At 63.6% G+C, this 19,558-nt stretch carries 20 protein-coding genes and 1 pseudogene; 13 read left to right on the top strand and 8 right to left on the bottom strand.

The genetic code is table 11. From position 1 onward, the window contains the following. Positions 1 to 4 precede the first annotated feature (4 nt). The 4 genes from HF684_RS03140 to HF684_RS03125 are packed head-to-tail and all read left to right on the top strand — an operon-like array spanning position 5 to position 2,722. Positions 5 to 211, top strand: a complete 207-nt coding sequence (locus tag HF684_RS03140; protein WP_135810413.1) for an MbtH family protein — start codon at positions 5 to 7, stop codon at positions 209 to 211. Beyond that, on the top strand, positions 211 to 1,194 hold the full coding sequence (locus HF684_RS03135) for an ATP-binding cassette domain-containing protein (RefSeq protein ID WP_169250770.1): 984 nt from the start codon (positions 211 to 213) through the stop codon (positions 1,192 to 1,194). Before HF684_RS03140 ends, HF684_RS03135 begins: the two co-directional genes overlap by 1 nt. Continuing rightward, positions 1,191 to 1,991 (top strand): ABC transporter permease, encoded by an 801-nt coding sequence (locus HF684_RS03130; RefSeq protein WP_169251313.1) that lies wholly within the window; start codon positions 1,191 to 1,193, stop codon positions 1,989 to 1,991. The genes HF684_RS03135 and HF684_RS03130 overlap by 4 nt, the downstream gene beginning before the upstream one ends. After that, the gene (locus tag HF684_RS03125) at positions 1,988 to 2,722 is read left to right on the top strand and encodes a 4'-phosphopantetheinyl transferase superfamily protein (RefSeq protein ID WP_169251312.1); all 735 of its coding nucleotides are present in this window, start codon (positions 1,988 to 1,990) and stop codon (positions 2,720 to 2,722) included. Before HF684_RS03130 ends, HF684_RS03125 begins: the two co-directional genes overlap by 4 nt. A gap of 31 nt (positions 2,723 to 2,753) precedes the next feature. Here the strand turns inward: HF684_RS03125 and HF684_RS03120 are convergent, their stop codons facing one another. The 3 genes from HF684_RS03120 to HF684_RS03110 form a co-directional block, all read right to left on the bottom strand. Next, positions 2,754 to 4,472 (bottom strand): FAD-binding oxidoreductase, encoded by a 1,719-nt coding sequence (locus HF684_RS03120; RefSeq protein ID WP_169251311.1) that lies wholly within the window; start codon positions 4,470 to 4,472, stop codon positions 2,754 to 2,756. Continuing rightward, complete coding sequence (locus HF684_RS03115; protein WP_169251310.1) at positions 4,469 to 5,203, bottom strand: lysophospholipid acyltransferase family protein; 735 nt, start codon at positions 5,201 to 5,203, stop codon at positions 4,469 to 4,471. The genes HF684_RS03120 and HF684_RS03115 overlap by 4 nt, the downstream gene beginning before the upstream one ends. A 145-nt stretch (positions 5,204 to 5,348) precedes the next feature. Next, the gene (locus HF684_RS03110; RefSeq protein WP_169251309.1) at positions 5,349 to 6,131 is read right to left on the bottom strand and encodes an SDR family NAD(P)-dependent oxidoreductase; all 783 of its coding nucleotides are present in this window, start codon (positions 6,129 to 6,131) and stop codon (positions 5,349 to 5,351) included. Between the two features lie 104 nt (positions 6,132 to 6,235). Between HF684_RS03110 and HF684_RS03105 the strand changes: the two genes are divergently transcribed. From HF684_RS03105 to HF684_RS03070, 8 genes are all read left to right on the top strand, one after another. After that, positions 6,236 to 8,482 (top strand): HAD-IB family hydrolase, encoded by a 2,247-nt coding sequence (locus HF684_RS03105; protein ID WP_169251308.1) that lies wholly within the window; start codon positions 6,236 to 6,238, stop codon positions 8,480 to 8,482. Continuing rightward, positions 8,476 to 9,393: a hypothetical protein gene (locus tag HF684_RS03100; protein WP_169251307.1), complete on the top strand. Its 918-nt coding sequence runs from the start codon at positions 8,476 to 8,478 to the stop codon at positions 9,391 to 9,393. The genes HF684_RS03105 and HF684_RS03100 overlap by 7 nt, the downstream gene beginning before the upstream one ends. After that, entirely contained in the window at positions 9,383 to 10,168 is a 786-nt protein-coding gene (locus tag HF684_RS03095) for a ferritin-like domain-containing protein (RefSeq protein ID WP_169251306.1), read from the top strand. The genes HF684_RS03100 and HF684_RS03095 overlap by 11 nt, the downstream gene beginning before the upstream one ends. Positions 10,169 to 10,320: 152 nt before the next feature. After that, positions 10,321 to 11,013: a fasciclin domain-containing protein gene (locus HF684_RS03090; protein WP_169251305.1), complete on the top strand. Its 693-nt coding sequence runs from the start codon at positions 10,321 to 10,323 to the stop codon at positions 11,011 to 11,013. A gap of 125 nt (positions 11,014 to 11,138) precedes the next feature. Further along, positions 11,139 to 11,780 (top strand): sigma-70 family RNA polymerase sigma factor, encoded by a 642-nt coding sequence (locus HF684_RS03085; RefSeq protein ID WP_169251304.1) that lies wholly within the window; start codon positions 11,139 to 11,141, stop codon positions 11,778 to 11,780. Then, positions 11,777 to 12,583: an anti-sigma factor gene (locus HF684_RS03080; protein ID WP_169251303.1), complete on the top strand. Its 807-nt coding sequence runs from the start codon at positions 11,777 to 11,779 to the stop codon at positions 12,581 to 12,583. Before HF684_RS03085 ends, HF684_RS03080 begins: the two co-directional genes overlap by 4 nt. A 145-nt stretch (positions 12,584 to 12,728) precedes the next feature. Then, positions 12,729 to 13,340: a hypothetical protein gene (locus HF684_RS03075; protein ID WP_169251302.1), complete on the top strand. Its 612-nt coding sequence runs from the start codon at positions 12,729 to 12,731 to the stop codon at positions 13,338 to 13,340. Positions 13,341 to 13,393: 53 nt separating this feature from the next. Continuing rightward, a complete protein-coding gene (locus tag HF684_RS03070) occupies positions 13,394 to 14,071 on the top strand; it encodes an RES family NAD+ phosphorylase (protein ID WP_169251301.1) in 678 nt (225 codons plus the stop codon). Positions 14,072 to 14,333: 262 nt separating this feature from the next. On the opposite strand, the gene HF684_RS03065 is transcribed toward HF684_RS03070, so the two are convergent. The 3 genes from HF684_RS03065 to HF684_RS03055 all read right to left on the bottom strand — a co-directional run bounded on the left by HF684_RS03065 (position 14,334) and on the right by HF684_RS03055 (position 16,476). Continuing rightward, positions 14,334 to 14,978 (bottom strand): RES family NAD+ phosphorylase, encoded by a 645-nt coding sequence (locus HF684_RS03065; protein ID WP_169251300.1) that lies wholly within the window; start codon positions 14,976 to 14,978, stop codon positions 14,334 to 14,336. Next, a complete protein-coding gene (locus HF684_RS03060) occupies positions 14,975 to 15,568 on the bottom strand; it encodes a hypothetical protein (protein ID WP_169251299.1) in 594 nt (197 codons plus the stop codon). Before HF684_RS03060 ends, HF684_RS03065 begins: the two co-directional genes overlap by 4 nt. Positions 15,569 to 15,687: 119 nt before the next feature. Beyond that, complete coding sequence (locus HF684_RS03055) at positions 15,688 to 16,476, bottom strand: hypothetical protein (protein WP_211168057.1); 789 nt, start codon at positions 16,474 to 16,476, stop codon at positions 15,688 to 15,690. Positions 16,477 to 16,481: 5 nt separating this feature from the next. On the opposite strand from HF684_RS03055, the pseudogene HF684_RS03050 reads away from it, so the two are divergent. After that, a pseudogene (locus HF684_RS03050) lies at positions 16,482 to 16,739 on the top strand (C4-dicarboxylate transporter DctA); the annotation flags it as partial. 88 nt (positions 16,740 to 16,827) lie between these two features. Here the strand turns inward: HF684_RS03050 and HF684_RS03045 are convergent. Together HF684_RS03045 and HF684_RS03040 are read right to left on the bottom strand one after the other, a co-directional pair. Beyond that, entirely contained in the window at positions 16,828 to 18,036 is a 1,209-nt protein-coding gene (locus tag HF684_RS03045; protein ID WP_169251298.1) for an amidohydrolase family protein, read from the bottom strand. Between the two features lie 66 nt (positions 18,037 to 18,102). Continuing rightward, a complete protein-coding gene (locus tag HF684_RS03040) occupies positions 18,103 to 19,500 on the bottom strand; it encodes a DUF3100 domain-containing protein (protein ID WP_169251297.1) in 1,398 nt (465 codons plus the stop codon). Positions 19,501 to 19,558: the final 58 nt, after the last annotated feature.

Raw genomic sequence — 19,558 nt, 5'->3', positions numbered from 1 at the left:
CCCCGTGAATAATCCCTTCGATGACACAACAGGGACCTTCCGCGTGCTGGTCAATGACCTGCAGCAGCATTCGCTGTGGCCGTCGTTCGCCGATGTGCCCGCGGGATGGGTCCTCGTGTTCGGACCGGCCAGCCGCGACGACTGCCTCGAATTCGTCGAGGAGAACTGGACGGACATCACTCCGCGCCGGCTCGCCGAGATCGCCTCATAGTGATTCGCCTGGAGAATCTGAGGAAGAACTATGGGGCCTTTCGGGCTCTCGACGGCATCAGCCTGGACATCGAGGAGGGACAGATCTTCGGTCTCCTCGGCCCCAATGGGGCCGGGAAGACGACGACCGTCAAGGTCCTGTCCACACTGATCCGCCCCGACTCCGGCACCGCCGTCGTCGCGGGACACTCGGTGACCGCCGATCCCACTGCCGTCCGCCGCAGCATCGGCCTCTCCGGCCAGTACGCGGCCGTCGATGAGAAGCTCACCGGGTACGAGAACCTCGTCATGGTCGCCCGCCTCTACGGGATGAGTCGCCGGGAATCGGCGGGCCGTGCCCGCGAGCTGCTGGCCGAATTCGGTCTCAGCGACGTCGCAGGCAAACGCGCAGGCGCCTATTCGGGAGGCATGCGGCGACGACTCGACCTGGCCTCGGCCCTGGTCGTGCGTCCACCGGTGGTCATTCTCGACGAACCGACCACCGGGCTCGATCCGCGCGCACGGCTCGACACCTGGGAGGTCATCACCACCCTGGTCAGAGGCGGCACCACCGTGCTGCTGACGACCCAGTACCTGGAGGAGGCCGACCAGCTGGCCGATCGCATCGCCGTCATCGATTCCGGACAGGTCATCGCCGAGGGAACCTCCACCGACCTCAAGGGCAAGCTCGGTGCCGAACGCATCACACTGACGCTGACCCACCGCGTCTCCCTCGACAGAACCCTGCGGATCCTCGACCGCATCTTAGGCGACTCCGCCCACCCGCAGACGGACTCGTCGGGACTGCGCGTCACCGCCTCCGCACCACTGGGACAGAGGGATCTGCTGCACGTCCTCGCCGCCTTGGAAGACGAGGGGCATTCCGTCACCGAGGCGGCCCTATGCCGTCCCACGCTCGACGACGTGTTCCTCGATCTCACCGGACAGCCCACCTCGACGAGGCCCTCACGGACACCGGCAGACACCGCCGAGGTGGGAGCATGACCGCACTCGTCTCCGCCGCTCGCGACAGCTCCGTCATCGCCTGGCGCAATCTGCTCACGGTCCGTCGGACTCCGGGAGCCCTGGTCACGGGGGTCGTCCAGCCGGTGATCTTCGTCTTCCTCCTCGCATTCGTCTTCGGCGGCAGCCTCGGCGGTGGGCCGTACCGGGAGTTCCTCATCGGCGGGATCCTGGCTCAGACGCTGACCTTCAATTCCTCCTTCACCGCCGTCTATCTCGCCAAGGACCTCCAGCTCGGACTCATCGACCGTTTCCGTTCGCTGCCGATGTCACGGGTGGCCGTGATTCTGGGCAGAACATCCTCGGACCTGGTCACCAGCCTCATCTCCGTGGCCGTGACGATGGTCTGCGGTCTGCTCATCGGGTGGCGCATCACCGAGGGATTCGGCTCGGCCCTGCTGGGCATCACGCTCCTGCTGCTCTTCAGCTTCGCCATGTCGTGGATCGGTGCGGTCATCGCACTGACGGCCAGGAGCGTCGAGGTGGCACAGAGCCTCGGCCTCATCTGGCTCTTCCCCGTCACCTTCATCTCCGGAGCCTTCGTCTCGATCGACACTCTTCCGGGCCCGCTGCAGACGATCGCCGCGTGGAATCCCATCACCGCGGTCGCCACCAGTGTCCGAGAACTCTTCGGCAACGCACCGCCGGCCGGGTTCGTCACCAGCACGGGCTGGGCGGCCGACAACGCCGTCATCTATGCGATCCTCAGCTGCGTTGCGGTCATCGCCGTCTTCTCGCCCATCGCCGTCTCCCAGTACCGTCGGATCAGTCGGAGATGACGAGAGCCGCGATCGAATACCTCATCAGCGACATAGCAGCGATCGAACGGGTGCTCGCCGATCACCCGTGGCTCGACTCACTGTTGTCACCGGACGAGGTCGCTCGCGCGGACCGTTTTCGCAGACCCGCCGATCGGGCCGCGTTCCGAGGGGCGCATCTGATCTTTCGGCTCATGGCGGCTCGCCGCCTCGGCGTCGATCTCGATGAGGCCGGCGAATTGGAGCTGACACGCCGCTGTCGCACGTGCGGCGGCCCCCATGGCAAGCCGACAGTCCCCGGGGCGGAACTCAGCCTGTCTCGGTCGAACCGGGTCGTGGCGATCGCCTCGGCGCCTGGGACCTCACCGATCGGAGTCGACATCGAACAGATCCCGACCGATGTCTTCTCCGGCTTCGACGACTACGTCCTCGGCCCCGCGGAGACTCTGACCGAGGGCGGCGATGCCGTGCGTCGGCGCATCGACGTCTGGGTGTGCAAGGAAGCCGCGGTGAAGACCACCGGGCATGGGCTGTCCGTGCCGCCCAGTGATATCGAAGTCATGGACCTGCCGTCGGGAATCGGCCCGCACGGACCATGGACAGCGACGATCGCGGCCCCTGGAAATTCCGAACTCGACGCACTGAATATCTCCCGGCTCACATGCCCTCGACCGTATGTCGCGGCGTTGTGCAGTGCCGATCGACTGCCCGTCGAGGCTGTCAGTCTGCAGCAGATTCTCGCCGGACGGTGAGGATGCATGCAGCCCAGCGAGACAAGCCTCCTCAGGACGGAGCCCGATCGCCGAGGACTTTCCCCGGGTTGAGGTTCTGCCCGGGGTCGGTGGCGCGAAATACGGCATCGACCATGAATGCCCCCGGCTCGCTGATGTCGTCGACGAGCCACGGCTGGTGTTCGGTGCCGACTCCGTGGTGGTGCGACACGCCTCCGCCGGAGTCGATGAACTCCTGCTGAATGCTGTCCTTGACGCCCTGATACTCCGCCAGCGCCGTGTCCTCATCCGTGTAGGGAATCGCGAAGGTGAAGTACAGGCAGGCGCCGCCGTGATAGCTGTGGGACAGATGGCAGAACATGAACCCCGGTCCGCCCTGCTCGCTGCGGGTCTGGCGGAATCGCTCGTGCACCCGAGCATGGACGTTCTTGAGATCTCCCCACGTCACTCCCGTTTCGCAGACATCGCCGAAGACCTTGTAGTTGAGCAGGAAGTCGCGCAGATACGGGGTGTCGAACTTCTTCTGATCGTAGACGGCGCCGGGCCCGGAGCCGAGGCTGATTCCGCCTCGGCGACCGATGAGTTCCTTCACCTCGGCCTTCTCACGTGCCACGCGCTCCTTCGACCCTTCGAAGCAGACGTATGACAGGCACATGCCTTCTGTCGTGTCCCACCCTTTGGACCGCAGGTAGGCGAACAGGGCGTCCTGACCGCGAGCCGCGATCGTTGCCTTCACACCCTTCGGCTCAGAGACCATCGCGAGACTGAACCGAGTCTCGGGCCCGTCTGAGAGACGGGTGAACGCGGGCGTGACCTCGGAACGGGCGATGTCGTGCATGGCCTCGACTCCACTCGCCCAATCGGGGAAGAGGTAGGCGATGACCTGCCGCACCTTCGGCAGCCGATGCACCTGCACCGTGCATTCCGAGATCACACCGAGACGGCCTTCGCTGCCGAGGACCATCTCATGCACCGAGGGACCCGAATCGCGGCCCGGAATGGGCTTGCTCACCATGACGCCACGAGGGTGGACGACACGAAGACCACGCACGATGTCTTCGATGTCACCGTACTTGTCCGACTGCATTCCCGATGACCGGGTCGCCGCCCATCCGCCGAGGGTCGAATAGCTGAACGAGTCGGGGAAATGACCCACCGTCCATCCGCGAAGATTGAGCTGCTCCTCGAGGTCGGGTCCATATGCTCCGGCTTCGACTCGGGCGAGGCCCGAATACTCATCGATGTCGATGACTCGACGCATCCTCCCGAGATTCAGCGAGACGATGGGACGCTCCTCATCCGGACTCGGGGTCACTGAGCCGGAGATGCATGAGCCGCCGCCGTAGGGTATGAGCACGAGATCGCGCTCGAGGACGAGAGCGAGGACAGCGGCGATCTCATCCTCGCTGCCGGGGTAGACGACGGCGTCGACGAGGCGGGTGATCGGCTCGTGGCGCACCCGGTAGAGGTCCGGCAGGGAGCGGCCGAACGAATGGATCACGCGCAGTTCGTCGTCGACGCTGACATTGTCCGACTCGACCACGGCGCCGAGCTCGTCGAGAAGCGTCGATGACATTCGAGACTCAGGTATGGTCAGATCGCTGAGCACCGGGGTGGTCGGCCGCGGAGCATTCCAGAGGTCGAGACCGACTTTGTCCTTGGCGATCGCAGCGAAGTCGGGTTTGGTCTCCCACCGGAAGTCGACTCCTTCGGCTCCCCAGCCCCACCAGCGGTGCCGCTTGACGTCCTGCATTCTCATGGGTTCACTCATTTCTTCGTCCTTTCCGGCGATTCGACGTGTTCACTGCCGACACCGATGTCATCGGCTCCCGCGGCGAAGAGTTCCGCGACGAGTTGCCGCACCCGCGCGGTGAGTTCAGACAGAGATTCCTCGTCTCGGGCGGTGACCGGTTCACCGAAAGCAACATGCACAGGTGGCCTGCCCGCCGCCGGCCAGACAGCGCCTTTGGGCATCGCTTCGAAACCACCGACGACCGCTGCCGGCACGATGGGAACCGAGGCATCGACTGCCAGCCTGATCGATCCGGCCTTGAAATCAGCGATCGTGCCTGACTTCTGCCGACTTCCCTCGGGGAACAGCAGAACCGGCACACCCGAGCGCAGCAGTGCGCGGGGCAGATTCGCGCTGCCGCGTGATCCTTCGCGATAGATCGGAAACGCGTTGAACAGCCAGCGGACGAAGAGTCGCTTGTGCCACACGGTGAAGAAGTAATCGTAGGCGACTCCGGTCGCAAGGAACCGCGACTGTCTGCGCGGCAGGCTCTGCGCGATCATCGGCGCATCGAGGTGTGAGGTGTGATTGGCAATCACGAGAAAGCCTCGGTCGAGCTGGCACACTCCTGGGGCGATACTCACCGTCGGAGTGATCGCCGAACGGACGAGGCCCCGGAAGAGGACACGCTGGAGGAGGAATCGCAACGCAGAGCGCGTGCGCGACCGGTATTTCGGCGGCGCCAGCGGAGAGAAAGTGTGATCAGACATCTCCACTGGTTCGGAGCCGGCAGCGGGATCGGATGGGCGTGAGGACGAACTTTTTCCGACATGACGGCGGATGACGCGCCGAGATGGTGCTTCCGGACGATCATCGTCCCCTGGCTGGGCCGGTCCCGGATTGAGCATCATCACCCTAGCCTTCCTGCGCCCGACGAGAGCCGAGAGCAGCGGACAGGCGGTGGATCACCGGACGCGGCAGCACCCGAAGCGTCGTCGAGATGACCTTCCACCGCAGCTGCGGCACCGAGATCCTCTTCCCACGAGCCGCGTCGCGCAGACACCCCTCCACCAGCATATCCGCGTCCATCCACAGCGGGTCGGGAATCGACGTTCCGGCGATCCCGGCTCGCGAGTGGAATTCGGTGCGCACCCAGCCCGGCACCAGGGCGGTGACGCTCACCCCTGTGCCTGCGGTCTGGACCGACAGCGACTCGGAGTAGTTCTGCGTCCACGCTTTGATCGCGGTGTAGTTGTTCTGGGTCAGTCCCGCGCTGACGGAGCAGACATTGATGATCCAGCCCCGCCCTCGATGCTTCATCGCTCTGGCGGCGGCCCCGCCGATGATCAGCACGGCGCGCTGCATCACTTCGAAGCCTCGATCATGTTCGGTGACATCCGGGCTGAGCAGACTCGCGCGGACCGAGAATCCCGCATTGTTGACCACGATGTCGATCTCGGGTTCGTCGCCTGGCTGCTCTATCCGGGTGGCCACGCGGGCCTGGGCATCCCGGTCGGAGAGGTCGGCGACGATCGTTGCGACGTCCACACCGAATTCCCCGCGGATGCGCTCCGCAGACGACTCCAAGGCGCCGGGGTCTCGAGCAACGAGGACAAGATTGACACCGCGTCTGGCGAAAGAGCGGGCGAAAGCCGCACCGATGCCCGCAGTGCCTCCGGTGATGAGGGCCACATTCATATTGCTACGATACAGGCATCCGATCGTCCGTCCGCGCCGAATCACCGGTGTTCACCACGTTCGCGTCCACTCCGAATCGCACTCTCTATCCGATAGGTCTCCGCATGCACCCCAGCCGATACCTCTTGACCGGCGCCACAGGGTTCCTTGGTCAAGCGCTGCTCCAAGCGCTGCTCGAAAGCGACCCGCACGTCGCCGTCACCGCACTCGTTCGCCCCCGCGGAACCCAGTCGGGACATAATCGTCTGCAGCGGCTGCTCGGCAAGCCGGTCTTCGCGTCCTGGATCGATCGGGTCGGCGAAGAGACTGTGCGTGAGGCCTTCGAGTCACGGGTCACGGCCCTCGAGGGAGATCTCGCCGATCTGCCGCCCTTGACCGATCGCTTCGACGTCGTCATCCACTCCGCATCGAGCGTGTCCTTCGACGCTGCTATCGATGAGGCGTTCGACACCAATGTCGGGGGCGTCGAACGACTCTATGACGCTCTGCGGGAATCGGATCAGAGCCCCCACGTCATCCATGTCTCGACAGCCTATGTCGGAGGCATCGCGAAGGGCCTCGTGCAGGAGTCCCGGCTGCCCCACACCGTCGATCATGGCGATGAGTTCCGGGCGGCCCGGCAGGCCAGGACCAGCGTCGAGTCCGAATCCAGACAGCCCGAGAATCTGAGTCGATTCATCCGCACAGCCCGCGCTCGAAGCTCTCGGATGGGCCCGAAATCGGTGGCCGCCGGGGCGGAAGCCGCCAGGGAGAGCTATGTGCGGGATCGACTCGTCGAGTTCGGACGCACCCGTGCCCAGTCCCTCGGGTGGACAGACATCTACACCTTCACCAAGGCGCTTGCCGAGCGGATCGGCGAAGAGTGGGCAGCCGAGGGGCATCAGGTCTCATTCGTTCGCCCGTCCATCATCGAATCCGCGTTCCGTCGACCGAGCCCCGGGTGGATCGACGGCTTCAAAGTCGCTGACCCCCTCATCATGGCCTACGCCAAAGGAAGCCTCTCGGAGTTCCCCGGGCACGCCGATTCGGTGCTCGACATCATTCCCGTCGACTATGTCGTCAATGTGATCCTCGCCCTTGCCGAACAGGGTCCACTCGAGCAGCAGCCGGCAGAGCACGACAGCGGCTCCGGACAGCCGGATCGAGGGCATTCGGACTACTACCAGGTCGTCTCGGGCACGAGCAATCCCCTGCCGTTCCACCAGATGGTCGGAACCGTCCGCGAGTACTTCCTCGCCCACCCCCTGCCTGACACAGAGGGGGTTCCCACGGTGGTGCCCGAATGGAGCTTCCCCAGCTCCGAACTCATCGAACAGCGCATCCGGCTGAAGGAACTGGTCACGGGCGTCGGCCGCGAAGTCGTCGAGCGGCTGCCCGCCTCGACGCGCACACGCGCTCTGACCTCACGGCTGCACAGAACCGACGCCAAACTGAAGTCACTGCGTCAGTTCGCCGACCTGTACCAGCAGTACACGAAGACAGAGATGATCTTCGATGATGCGAACACGAGACGGCTGCTTAAGCGGCTGCCGGAGGACTGCCCGACCAACCGCAGGTTCGACGTGACCGAGATCGATTGGACGGAATACTTCCAGGACGTCCACATCCCGGCGATCACAGAACTCACCCGCAGCTATTCGCGCAGACGCCGCCAGAGCGAGGCCCCGCCCACTCCGCGTCCCCTGCCGCCCACTTCCGAGGCTCTGGCCGTCTTCGACCTCGACGGGACGGTGATCTCAGCGAACATCGTGCAGCAGTTCGCGGCGGTCGTGCGCGCCACGCAGCCGATCTACAAGTGGCCGGCGATGATGGGAACGATGGCCGGAGTCGTCCCCGGACTGCTGCGCGCCGAGTACCGCGACCGTTCGGACCTCATCCGCATGGTCAATCGCCGATATCAGGGCTTCGAACTCGATGAGCTCCGAGCGGCCGTCACCGGCCGCCTCGGGCAGACGATCCGCGACTCCATCCGCCCCCAGGCCCGGCAGCTCATCGACGAGCACCGCGCGGCCGGTCACCGCACGGTCCTGCTCACGGGCGCTCTCGACGTCCTCGTCGAACCTCTGGCCGATCTCTTCGACGAGGTGGTCGCAACCCGGATGGACGTCACCGATGACGGTGTTCTCTCGGGGTTCCTCGCGAGCCCTCCGCTGGTCGATGAGGCTCGGGCGAACTGGCTGCGCAAATATGCCGACACCGTGGGTGCCGACCTGGGACGTTCGACCGGCTACGGCGACTCTCTGGGCGACGCCGCGTGGCTCGAACTCGTCGGCAGCCCCGTTGCCGTCACTCCGGATCTCGGTCTCTACGGCCTGGCACTGAAGAAGCGATGGAAAGTGATGGAATGGTGACAAACGACAGAACACTCCACGACCGCCGCGTCGAACATCCGCCCGGGCATGTCGGAGGACGACTGTTCTCCGATGCAGAGCATCCCATCGTGCTGCGCACAGCATTCGATGTCGATGACTATCTTGCTCACGCTCGAGGGCGCATCGAATTCGACTCAGAGCGCATCGAGGTGACCGGGGACGTGGCACGCGATCTCGGCTTCCTATGGCGACTGGAGAACTCAGCGCTGGCCGAGACCCGAGCGATGTTCGCCTCCTGGACGTCCAACGAAGCGCGAATCACAGCCTTCGTGACGGGATGGGGCTACGAACGGTACTGGTTGGCGCGGGCACTGCGCGACATGCTCGAAACCACCCTCAGCCCTGAGGACCTTCGCGGGGGCAGGTCACGGAGACTGCGCGGAATGTGGGTCGAACGGGGCCTGCCGATCCTCGCACCTGTCGTCGGCGGACTGGTCAAGGAACCTCTCACCGCCGGACACATGGCCAGGCTCGCGATCCAGGAGGCGGGCCTCCAGGCAGCTGAACGGGCAGTGCGGACACGACTCAGCGGTGAAGCCGCTCGCGTCCTGACCGAGATCATCGACCGGCGAGAGGCGATCGTCCGCTTCTTCCGTTCGGAGGCGGTGGCTCGGATCCGACGTTCACGGATCGAAGCCCTCACCGCCCGCGCTCATCTCATGCGGCCGTGGGCTCCCCTGCGGATCGTCGGAGTGCCCGAACCGGACGAGGCCCGCGCTCTGACGAGCATCTTCGCCTCTGCCTCCGACAGACGACGCCTGATCGACTCGGATGCCGAGATCGGACGGTTCCTGCCGGGGAACCCTCAGCCTTCGATGAACCAAGTGACGGCGGCACTGCGCTCGACGCGCAGAGCCCATGCTCAAGCAGGGAGAAACCATGGCATTTGACTTCGACAAGTACGCCGAGACGTCCGAGGCGGTGAACTGGAACGATCTGGATCTCGATGTCTTCGACGACATGCCCTTGGACAGAGACACTCTCCGGTCGGTGCGATACATGTGCGACGTCGAGTACCACACCACATGTTTCGTCAGGGAGCTGCTCGTCACTCCTTCACACAGCGAGGACGCCACGGCAGCATTCATGACGATGTGGAACCGTGAGGAGTTCTGGCACGGAGAGGCATTGGCCGCCGTGCTCGAGAAACACGGGATCCACGTCGATTACGACGAGGTCAAAGCCAAGCGGATGAGCTTGGGGTGGAAACTCGCTCTCGGGCCGGCGAAGCAGTCGGTGCTGTCGAACATGGTCGGCACGGACTTCATTGCCGTGCATATGGCCTGGGGTGCGGCCAACGAACTCTCCGCCACAGCCGGATATCGCAGGATGGCGGCGATGCAGGACCACCCGGTGCTCTCTCCGCTGCTTGAGCGCATCGCCAAACAGGAGACTCGACACGTGGCCTTCTACACGACTCAGGCACGACAGAGACTCGAGGACAACCCACGAGCTCAGAAGATCGTGCGCCTGGCGCTGGGAAAGCTGTGGAAGCCGGTGGGCTCAGGGATGATGGACGATGCCGAAGTCGAACATGTGATGAGTCATCTCTTCCAGGATCACACAGACGAACTGGACAAGCTCGACAAGAGCGTCCAGAAGCTGCCGGGTCTGGATTCGCTGACCATCTTCCGCGATGCCTTCGCCCGCTTGGGAGTCGGCTGACTGCGGCCCGCTCTGCGAAGGATTTCTCACGTTTCTTCTCCATCCGCCCATCCGGATGATCGCCCGCTGCGAATACTCAGTACACAGCGAGCAATGGAGACCACTTCACTGCTGTGGGATCATCCGCATCACTGTTTCTAAGGAGAAGAACAATGAAGACTCTGCTTCGCACACGCACCGCCACCATCCTCTCGGCCGGCGCCATCGGCCTGTTGGCCCTCAGCGGCTGCGGAATGGATTCCGGATCCGGCAGCGACGACTCCGGCTCGGATTCCGGCAGCTCCGAATCCCAACCGGCTGACTCGAGCGAGTCCGAGATGCCCGACGAGTCCGGCGACGCGTCCATGGCCGATGCCGACCTCGTCGGCAAGGGCTGCTCGGCCTACGCCGAGGCGAACCCGGATGGAGCCGGATCCGTCGAGGGCATGGGCCAGGACCCGGTGGCCACTGCCGCGTCGAACAATCCGATGCTGACGACCCTGACCAAGGCGGTCTCGGGCGAGCTCAATCCCGATGTCGACCTCGTCGACACCCTCAACGGTGACGAGTTCACGGTCATCGCCCCGGTCGACGACGCCTTCGCCGATGTGCCCAAGGACGACCTCGACGCCCTGGCCAAGGACTCGGACCAGCTGACGAAGGTCCTGACCTACCACGTCATCCCCGGACAGCTCTCCCCCGATGAGATCGCCGGTGAGCACGAGACCGTCGAAGGTTCGAAGGTGACCGTCTCCGGTGAGGGCGAGGACATGAAGTTCGACGATGCCGGACTGGTCTGCGGCGGAGTCAAGACCGCCAACGCCACGGTCTACATGGTCGACGCCGTGATGATGCCGGAGAAGTGACCGGAACCTCCACAGGGAGAGAGCATCACGATGCAGCGGCCGGGGCCGCCCCTCAGCCGCCCGCAGATCTCTCGTCCGATCGATACTCTGCGAAACGAAACCCGAGGAGATGAGAACATTGGTGGATGAGCTCAGACGATCCGACGGCGTTTCGACATGGTCCCCCGGGGTCCCCGACCCTCTCCAGACAACAGGCCGCCGGCTCGCCCGACGACAGTTCGGGCGATGCCAGCGGGCGGTTGCTGGTGAGGATCGCCGGGGGTGATGCAGTCGCCTTCGAGCAGCTCTTCACGAACCAGTCGAGCATCCTCATGGCCGTGATCGTCCGGATCGTCAAGAGCCGAACACTGGCCGAGGAGGTCCTCCAGGACTGCTTCACCGAGGTGTGGACGCGGTGTTCGGGATTCGACCCGACCCGAGGGACGGGCAGGGCATGGCTGATCACTCTGTGTCGCAGACGCGCCATCGACTGTGTGCGCAGTGTTCAGTCCCAGCAGGACCGTGACCTCGCCGACGGGCTGCGCACCTCCACCGAGGCGGTGGAAGGAGTCGAGCAGACCGTGATCGACCGGGCGGAGTCGGATCGCACGGTCTCCGCGTTGAAGATCCTCCCCGAAGATCAGAGCAGGCCGATCGTCATGGCCTTCTACCAGGGCATGACCCACACCCAGATCTCGGAGAATCTCCAGGTGCCCCTGGGTACCATCAAGTCACGGATCAGAGACGGAATGAAGAAGCTGCGAGAAGAGTTGGAGGCAAGCCGATGAGCGCAGATCGTGACTATCTGGCTGCCGGGCTGGCCCTCGGCGGGCTCAGCGACTCAGAACTCGCCGAGGCTCAGGCGCTGGCCGATGCCGACCCCGAATTCCGTGCCGAAGTCGCCGCCTATTCCGACGTCATGGCCGACGCCGCCGAATCCGATGAACCGGTCGAGGTCAGTGCGACTGCCCGCGATGCGATTCTCAGCATCCCCCGAACACATGCGCAGCAGAGGTCGACGGACGGGCTGCAGAACCCGGCGACTCATACGCAGGCGGACCCGACTGCAGCGACCGCGGTCGCCCTCGCGTCTCCGACTTCGCTTGCCGACCATCGCGAGTCACGTCGCCGCTCGTGGCTGCCGTATGCGGCCGCTGCGGCCGCTCTCGTGGTCGCGACCGGCTCCGGGGTGACTGTCTGGCAGCAAACGCAGCGTCAGAACCAGCTCGAGGAGGATCTCACCACCGCGCAGCAGCAGCTCGACGAGTCCACACGGCTGATGCAAGCCGATGATCTGCGCACGAGCACCGACGATCTTCCGGATGGAGGAACGGTCACCGTGTCATCCTCGGAGTCCGAACAGCTCATCCGGATCAGCCCCGAGGATGTCGGACGGGCTCCAGAGGGGAAATCACTGCAGATGTGGGTGATCGGCGACGAGGGGCCCGAAAGCGCCGGGCTGATGACCGGAGAATCGACGACGATCGCCGGCCACGCTTTCACCGACGGCAGCGTCTTCGGCATCACCATCGAGCCGGAGGGCGGATCGGACCAGCCGACCACGGACCCGGTCGTGGCGATCAACCTGTAAGGCCCGAAGTCAACTGCGAAGAGTTTTCCGTCCTTCGGGGAGTTGCTTCAAGGCAGGTGGGCTCGACGGCACCATGTAGCAATTGAATACTCTGCTGCCGAAAGTGCACAAGTGCTACACTTGAGAGCAGAAGTGGGAGGTTGCCATGACTGCACAGGCACATCAACCAGTCGACCCGAACGGGCAGGTAGATTTCGAAGGCCTGAGCCCCCACGAGGTTCAAGACGCCATCCGGCTCTACAAACAGCGCAAACGGCTCCGGGTGTCCGGTCGTGCCACGCTGCGAAAGCACATCGATCAGGACTATGTCGACAATGCGCAGATCGTTTCTGGAGCGACTCAGCGGCAGGCGGTCCGCAGTGGTGAGATTCGGAAGCGGCTCCTCGAGAGTGAAGGTGCAGCCACTTACTCGGCCGTGGCTGACATGCGCGGCTCCAACGAGAAAGCCGCACGTCAGTGGGTATCGCGCCAGCGCCACGAACAGAGGCTATTCACCGTCGAGGCACAAGGGCGAGTCATCGTGCCCGCCTTTCAGCTGGGCGACGATGGCGACCTCGACAAGGCGGTCAGCAGCATAATCGTCCAGCCTATGCTCAAGGCTGGCGTCCGCGCATGGGCAATCTGGGCATGGAGCACACGACCGACTGGACTCCTCAGCGGGCGGGTCCCCGCCAAGCTGGTCCACGAGAAGCCAGAGGTGGTTGAGAACGCGGTCAAGATCCACATCGATGACCTCGACTTCCCAGCCGGCGCATGAGTCCCGCGTTCAGACCCGAAGCGCTGACCTGCCCAGAGCCGTCTACGTGCACGGTGGCGATCGATACGCTGACTGACCTGGCTCGCAGAGGCCGACTGCCGTCGACGACCATCTCCGCAGACACAGCCTGGAGTCGCGTTTATGACTCCCGGTTCGGACGCACGGAGTTCAACCCCGGGTTCGGCAACGCGCGGTTCTCCCCGTTCGACTCCGAACTGGGCGAGAACCGGGTTGCCGTCATATACCTGGCAGGAACCCCAGAGGCCGCCCTCCTCGAAGGCAGTCTCCGGGATGTCGACGTGAGCGGCATTCCGGAAGCGGAGGAGGAGAGCTTCCACGGACTTCTGCACGTCGAACTGCTCGCCTCAGAAGAGATGAAGGTTGCCGACCTTCGAGATCCGCAGTTGGACGATCTTGGCCTGAAGCGGACAGCGATTTCGTCCAGCCCCAGCCAGCATTACCCCTGCACTCGCACTGTCGCCAAAGCCGTCCATGCTTCGCCTCAGAATTTCAGCGGCATCATCTGGCACTCCCGGCAAGTAGAAGTCAGCCGACTGCCACGAGTGCCCGTCATTGTTCTCTTCGAAGAGCGTCTGAGCCGAGGCCGTGACGCCTTCCGTCTCAACCCGGGACGAGACTCCATCGGCTCCCTCTACGAAGGCGAAGGGCGAGTACAACTCGATACGCTGCTCGACCGACTCGGTGTGTCCGTCGTGGACTATTGGGACTGATCACTGGCGGAGTGACCAAACTGCGCCCTCACCCCTTGGTCATCACGAACACCGTCACCGAGCTCACGGCCAAGTTGATCCGCAGCTTGCCGTCGCCGTCTCCACCACAACCACCACGGGCGCCGATGTCCTCATCGTGAGGACGTCGGCACCACACGGCCGGATCGGCCTAGTTGGGCCTTCCTTCGCCAGCACTGGACAGCGAGCTCGATTCAGCCCAATAGCCGTCGGCCCCACGCATCCTACCTCGGACTCCCAGCATTCACCTGATCGGCCAGCCCAGCCGTTTGCGGACTTTCGCCGCCATGACTCGAACATCATCGTGTTCGAGCGTGCGGGAGAAGCTCGGAGTTTCTGAAAACGCCGAGGCGGCTCGTGCGAACAGCACGACTGCCGGATCACCCACGACAGCAGACGGGACCCAGAGACCATCGATCCGATCACCCAGCTGATCATGGATGGCTGCGGCCCATGCACGACAGGTGCTCTTCGACGCCTGCGGAAGCGAGGCAGTTGCGCCATGGCGCAGCGCCCAATCCCCAGATCCTTCACCGCCGGTCAGGTTGAGCAATTCAAGCGGCCGGCTCGGGATCCATCCCGATAATGCTCTGTCTGACGTCAGTGTGATCGCCCGGGCGGCCTGGAACACCTCAGTGAAGCAGGTGATGTAGCTCGACGCAGTGTAGGACACCCCGGCAGTCGACTGAGCACCCAGCGGCCCGGGGTGCGGGTCCCAGCGCTGACTGCGAATCGGTCCTGTCCAGCGAAGATCATTCCAAGCCGCCGGATATTGCCCCGAGGTCGTATGGATTCTCCATAACGCTCCGCCATGCTGGTAAACGGTCCCCGGAGGAAGCGTCAGCGGAACTTGGGGGCTGCGAGGGTTCTTCGCCCGAGCGGGACTCACTCATACGCCAGTTCAGCAACCAACGACGCGACAGCCTCGACTGCCCCTCCGGCACTCAGCCACTCGACAGGCGACCTGCCGCCCAGCTCGTCGTTCTCCTCTGTCATGAACCGCTGAATAGTCAGCGGGTGGGCGTACCGAGGGAATTCCGGGATGATCGCTCGCAGTCCCGGAACCACCCGATTCCCGTCGAACTGCCAGTCGGGAAACAGTGTGGAGCGTCCGTTATTCGTCGGCAGAGCATACAGGTCACCTGTCAGCTTCGATCGACGGATGCTGGCTCCTTGCCGTCCCAGCAGTTCGGCGACCTCACCGGTCGTCAGCGCGGAGTCTCGAGCTTCCTTCTCCGCAAGCGTCCGATCCTCAGCGACCTGGATGCGCGCGGCCTCGTGCGACTGCGCGGACAGGTCCTCTTCAGTGAGGTCGGTGACCTCAAGCAGGAAGTCGCGTTCGCCTGCGGACAGGGGCTCCGAGGCCGGACCGCTCATCTCGCGGAGGATGTCCAAAAAGGCATCAACGCTCAGGGGATTGCCCCGACGGTTCAGGGCAGTCTCCAAACGCTCCGTGTGGTCGAATGCCTCAGTACTCATACACACCATGTTACAGCGTGACAACTGGTAACTCCATAGATTAGGGAAATTGCCTTGACACCCAACACAGTTTTGCTTCGTTTCGCTAAAAGGGCCCTCAAGGATGCCGTCCCGGCCACTCACCCCTTGGTCATCACAAACACCGTCACCGAGCTCCCGGCCAAGTCGATCCGCAGCTTCCCGTCATCGCCCATGCCGCCGCTCTGAGCGTCCGACGCCCCGGACGCATCCGGCGAACTCGATGCCGACTCCCCAGCCGACGAAGAAGCCCCACCAGAAGCCGAAGCCGCCGCCCCATCCCCACTGAAAGGAACTGAGTCAGGCAGCGGATTCGCCGGCACCACCTGAGTCGCACTCTTCACATCGTTCGACTCCCCATAAACCTGCGACGCCGACGACACATTGAACCCCGACGGCATCGCCAACGTCACCGGATTCCCGCCCACCTTGGCCGCATCGTTCGCATTGATCACCGTCGTCACCAGAGTCTTGCCGTCATTCTTCACCACGGTGTAGGCGCTCATATTCCCACCACCGGAAACCGAAGTCTTGGTGAAATGCCCACCGACACTCGGCACCAACAGCCGCAGCCCCAACATATTCGGACGCACCTGAAATGAGTTCGACCGGTCCCCGTGATCGGCCGGATCGCAGATGAGCGACATCGGCGCTCCCCCATTGCACGCACCGAGCATCGAATGCATGGCCATCCGCTCGACGCCGAGCGTGGCCGCATACAGCGTGTAATCGGCCGCCCACAGCGCCGAGGCATTCGTCAGCGACGTGTCATTCGTCCCCGGGCGGCTCGTCGGCCCCGTCTCCTCGAGCCACAGCGGCACACCGGCCGCATCGGCCTTGGACTTCCCTATGCCGAGGTTCTTCTTCGCCAGCGGGACGATTAGGTTCACCGCCTGCGGGACTGGCCACCCTGGCCGCCGGCCTGCAGTCGCATCGACTCGAGCTGCTCGACGGTACGGGCGTCATCGTCGGCATCGACAAGTTCATGTCTGAGTGCCGGGCCCTGCCGAACTTCACCGGTAACGCCGTGGCCTCTCTACCCGGTCAGAACCCGTTCGATGAGTTCTCGCTCGAACCGGATGCCCACGGTGCGCCGACGAATGCCCCCGAGGCGGCTCGCCCCACTGAAGGCGAGTGGGTCTCCGTGAACTGACCGACGGTCCCTCTTGCTCGACTTCCCCCACGGGTGCCGACGCCCTCATCGTGAGGACGTCGGCACCCGTGGCTTCTTCAGACGGTCGTTACCGCGCGCCGCCGAGCATCTCTCCGCCACTCGCGATGAGTTGTCCACCTTTGTACACGTCTCGTTCCCGTGGAGTGTCCATGATGGCCGCAGTGACACTGTCGGAATCGAGGACGATGAAGTCCGCAGGTGCACCGAGGGCCAGCCCGAATTGCGCGTCGTCGGTGAGTTCTGTTCCGTCGGGCCGCTGTCCGGCCATGACCTGTGCACCACCCCTGGAAGCGATGTCGAAGCAGTGCTCGATCGCATCGTCGCGACGGAATCCATTGGTGAATGCCAGCTGCCACGTCCGACGAAGCAGATCGCCGTCTCCGTAGGGGCTCCAGTAGTCGCGTTGTCCGTCCTCACCGAGTCCGATGGCAACTCGATGGTCACCGAGGATGCTCTGCGGCAGGCTGCCTTTCTGCGGGGCGACGGTCGTCACCGAAATCCCGGCATCGGCGATGAGTTCGACCAGCTTCCGGACTTCGGGTTCGGGATTCGTGTTCAGAGCGAAGGCATGCGAGATGGTCACTTTTCTCTCGAGACCCAGTGCCTTTGTCCTGTGTGCGATCTCTTCAAATGAGTAGATTCCAGCGGTGCCTCCTTCGTGGAGGTGGATGTCGACTCCTTTGCCGTGCTTTTCCGCGAGTTCGAAGACGATGTCGAGGTGTGTCTTGGGGTCCCTGTCGTACTGCACCGGGTCAAGTCCGCCGACCAAGTCGGCTCCTTCGGACAGTGCGGCGTTCAGCAGGCCCTTGACGCCCTTTTCTCTCACTATCCCGGCTTGAGGAAATGCGACGATCTGCGAATCGAGGACATCGTCGTATGCGGACAACGCATCACGAACTCCGCTGAAGCGTTCGAGGAGGCAATCCGAATCGATCTGAGTGTGCGAGCGGATGCGCGTTCCTCCGGAGGCAATGATGGTGGCGATGGCGAAGCTGGCCTGGTCGCGTACGCTGCGCTCCCCGTTCCGCCAGTTGGCGCGGTCGTTCATGATGTAGCCGTGCAGGGTGCCGTCGGCCGTGTGAGGCCGGAACCGTTGGCCCATGCGGTTGGAATCGAGATGGGCATGGACATCGCCGAGGCTCGGCAGCAGCAGTTTCGACGGACCGGCCTCTCCGGTCGGGGTGATCGCATTGATCCTGCCATCAGCGACCTCGATGTCGACTGCAGCGTCATCGTGGCGGCGGGCGAATATGCGGACGTTTTTCACAGTGGTCATTTGACTCCCTCGGTCGTGTGGCGGTCTTTTGGTGGTAGGTGGGCTCCAGTCGATCGAGACCTGAAGTCAGAGATGCAGCACTGTCTGAGCGAGAACGGCAGCGACGACGAACGAGCTGGTTAAGGTGATGAGAGCGATGACAACTACACGCCAGCTGAGCTGCTTGACCGCCTTCACGTCACGCCCCAGGCTCAAACCGATGAGTGCCAGTTGCAGGAGGCCGAACAACATCACGTCCATACCGTCGACCAGGCCGGTAAGAGAAGCGGAGAAGGGCACGAAGGGGGCGCTGATAATCGTCGCGAGTCCCAGAACCCAGACGCTTGCCGGAACGGCCGGAACCCATCGTGCCATTTGGAACGACATAGCTGTTAGCGCCAGCAGGAAGACCGTGCCGAGCAGCTGTCGAGGCTCGAATGCACCTGTCCCGATCGCATTGAGCAGGAGTCCGAGTCCTCCTGCGCTGGCGTAGACGAATAGCGAGACTTTCCGCCCGGTGGGTTCGGGCGGGTCCGAAGGTGCCCCTTCTGCTTTTACTGCCCCGCCATCGCCTGAGGGAACCTCAGAGACATCGCCGGCGGAGCCCCGGCGAGTATTCTCCGCCCGGGAGGCATCGCCATCGGGAACAGCTCCCCGAGCAACCAGCTTCGCTTCCTCGATCTCAACCGTGGGACGCCTCCAGATCCTGGTCCAAAACAGATACAGCTTGCGCGCCAGCGGCAGTGAGAGGAAAACGCCTGCATAGAATCCGACGATATTGGTGACGAGGTTGGACAATCCTGCCAACGCCATGATTTCAGTTGCTTGAGATGGATAGAGGACAGACAGGGCCCCGACCCCGCCCAGCATCATCGATGACGACCCGAGCCCGAGTCCCAGAGCGAGAGCCAGAGGGTGGAGAATATCGAGGCTGCCCAGCAGTCCTGCAATCAGCGAGATGTAGAGCGCACCGAAGAGTGATCCGAAGATCCACACTCCGAAGACGCCCCGATACTCCGGTGATCGAGTTCCGAACCGTTCAATGGCGAAAGCCAGAAATGACTCACGATCGACAGACCAACTCGCCCCTATCGCCGACCGCCCCATGCGCAGTCCCACTGCAATCGGCAACGCAATGATGACAGTGCCGAAGATGTGGCCGACTTCCTGCAGCAGGATCGCAGGCCCGAGGTTGGTGACCTTGCCGATAGAGGGCCCGATGCCCATGCCGAGAAGCGCAAGGAACAGAACGATTCCTATGCGAATCTGCGGCTCACCGACTGCACGGACCCGTCCAGTGATCGGCAGAATTTTCTGGAGCCCGACGATTGCGCCGATGAGAACTGCCCAGATGATAGGAAACAGCACGATTGCCGCTGGCCCGATTCTGATGGTGTGCTCACCGATGACGATCGCGACGAGGGAGATGGCGAACCCCAGTCCGACCGAGACAACCCAGTGCTTCAGCCCAGCCTTTTCGGGCATAGATCCAGCCGAGCCAGTACTCGAAACAGATGATGACGACTGTGTCATTTGTATACCA

This window comes from Brevibacterium sp. 'Marine', from assembly GCF_012844365.1.
Classification (GTDB): Bacteria; Actinomycetota; Actinomycetes; order Actinomycetales; family Brevibacteriaceae; genus Brevibacterium.
The sequence above is the reverse complement of the archived record's forward strand: the minus strand, read 5'-3'. Positions and strand labels throughout refer to the sequence as shown.

Coding starts and splice junctions, on each gene's coding strand:
- HF684_RS03130 (WP_169251313.1), top strand. CDS start 1,191: ATGACCGCACTCGTCTCCGCCGCTCGCGACAGCTCCGTCATCGCCTGG.
- HF684_RS03125 (WP_169251312.1), top strand. CDS start 1,988: ATGACGAGAGCCGCGATCGAATACCTCATCAGCGACATAGCAGCGATC.
- HF684_RS03120 (WP_169251311.1), bottom strand. CDS start 4,472: ATGAGTGAACCCATGAGAATGCAGGACGTCAAGCGGCACCGCTGGTGG.
- HF684_RS03115 (WP_169251310.1), bottom strand. CDS start 5,203: ATGTCTGATCACACTTTCTCTCCGCTGGCGCCGCCGAAATACCGGTCG.
- HF684_RS03110 (WP_169251309.1), bottom strand. CDS start 6,131: ATGAATGTGGCCCTCATCACCGGAGGCACTGCGGGCATCGGTGCGGCT.
- HF684_RS03105 (WP_169251308.1), top strand. CDS start 6,236: ATGCACCCCAGCCGATACCTCTTGACCGGCGCCACAGGGTTCCTTGGT.
- HF684_RS03100 (WP_169251307.1), top strand. CDS start 8,476: ATGGTGACAAACGACAGAACACTCCACGACCGCCGCGTCGAACATCCG.
- HF684_RS03095 (WP_169251306.1), top strand. CDS start 9,383: ATGGCATTTGACTTCGACAAGTACGCCGAGACGTCCGAGGCGGTGAAC.
- HF684_RS03090 (WP_169251305.1), top strand. CDS start 10,321: ATGAAGACTCTGCTTCGCACACGCACCGCCACCATCCTCTCGGCCGGC.
- HF684_RS03085 (WP_169251304.1), top strand. CDS start 11,139: ATGAGCTCAGACGATCCGACGGCGTTTCGACATGGTCCCCCGGGGTCC.
- HF684_RS03080 (WP_169251303.1), top strand. CDS start 11,777: ATGAGCGCAGATCGTGACTATCTGGCTGCCGGGCTGGCCCTCGGCGGG.
- HF684_RS03075 (WP_169251302.1), top strand. CDS start 12,729: ATGACTGCACAGGCACATCAACCAGTCGACCCGAACGGGCAGGTAGAT.
- HF684_RS03060 (WP_169251299.1), bottom strand. CDS start 15,568: ATGAGTACTGAGGCATTCGACCACACGGAGCGTTTGGAGACTGCCCTG.
- HF684_RS03045 (WP_169251298.1), bottom strand. CDS start 18,036: ATGACCACTGTGAAAAACGTCCGCATATTCGCCCGCCGCCACGATGAC.
- HF684_RS03040 (WP_169251297.1), bottom strand. CDS start 19,500: ATGCCCGAAAAGGCTGGGCTGAAGCACTGGGTTGTCTCGGTCGGACTG.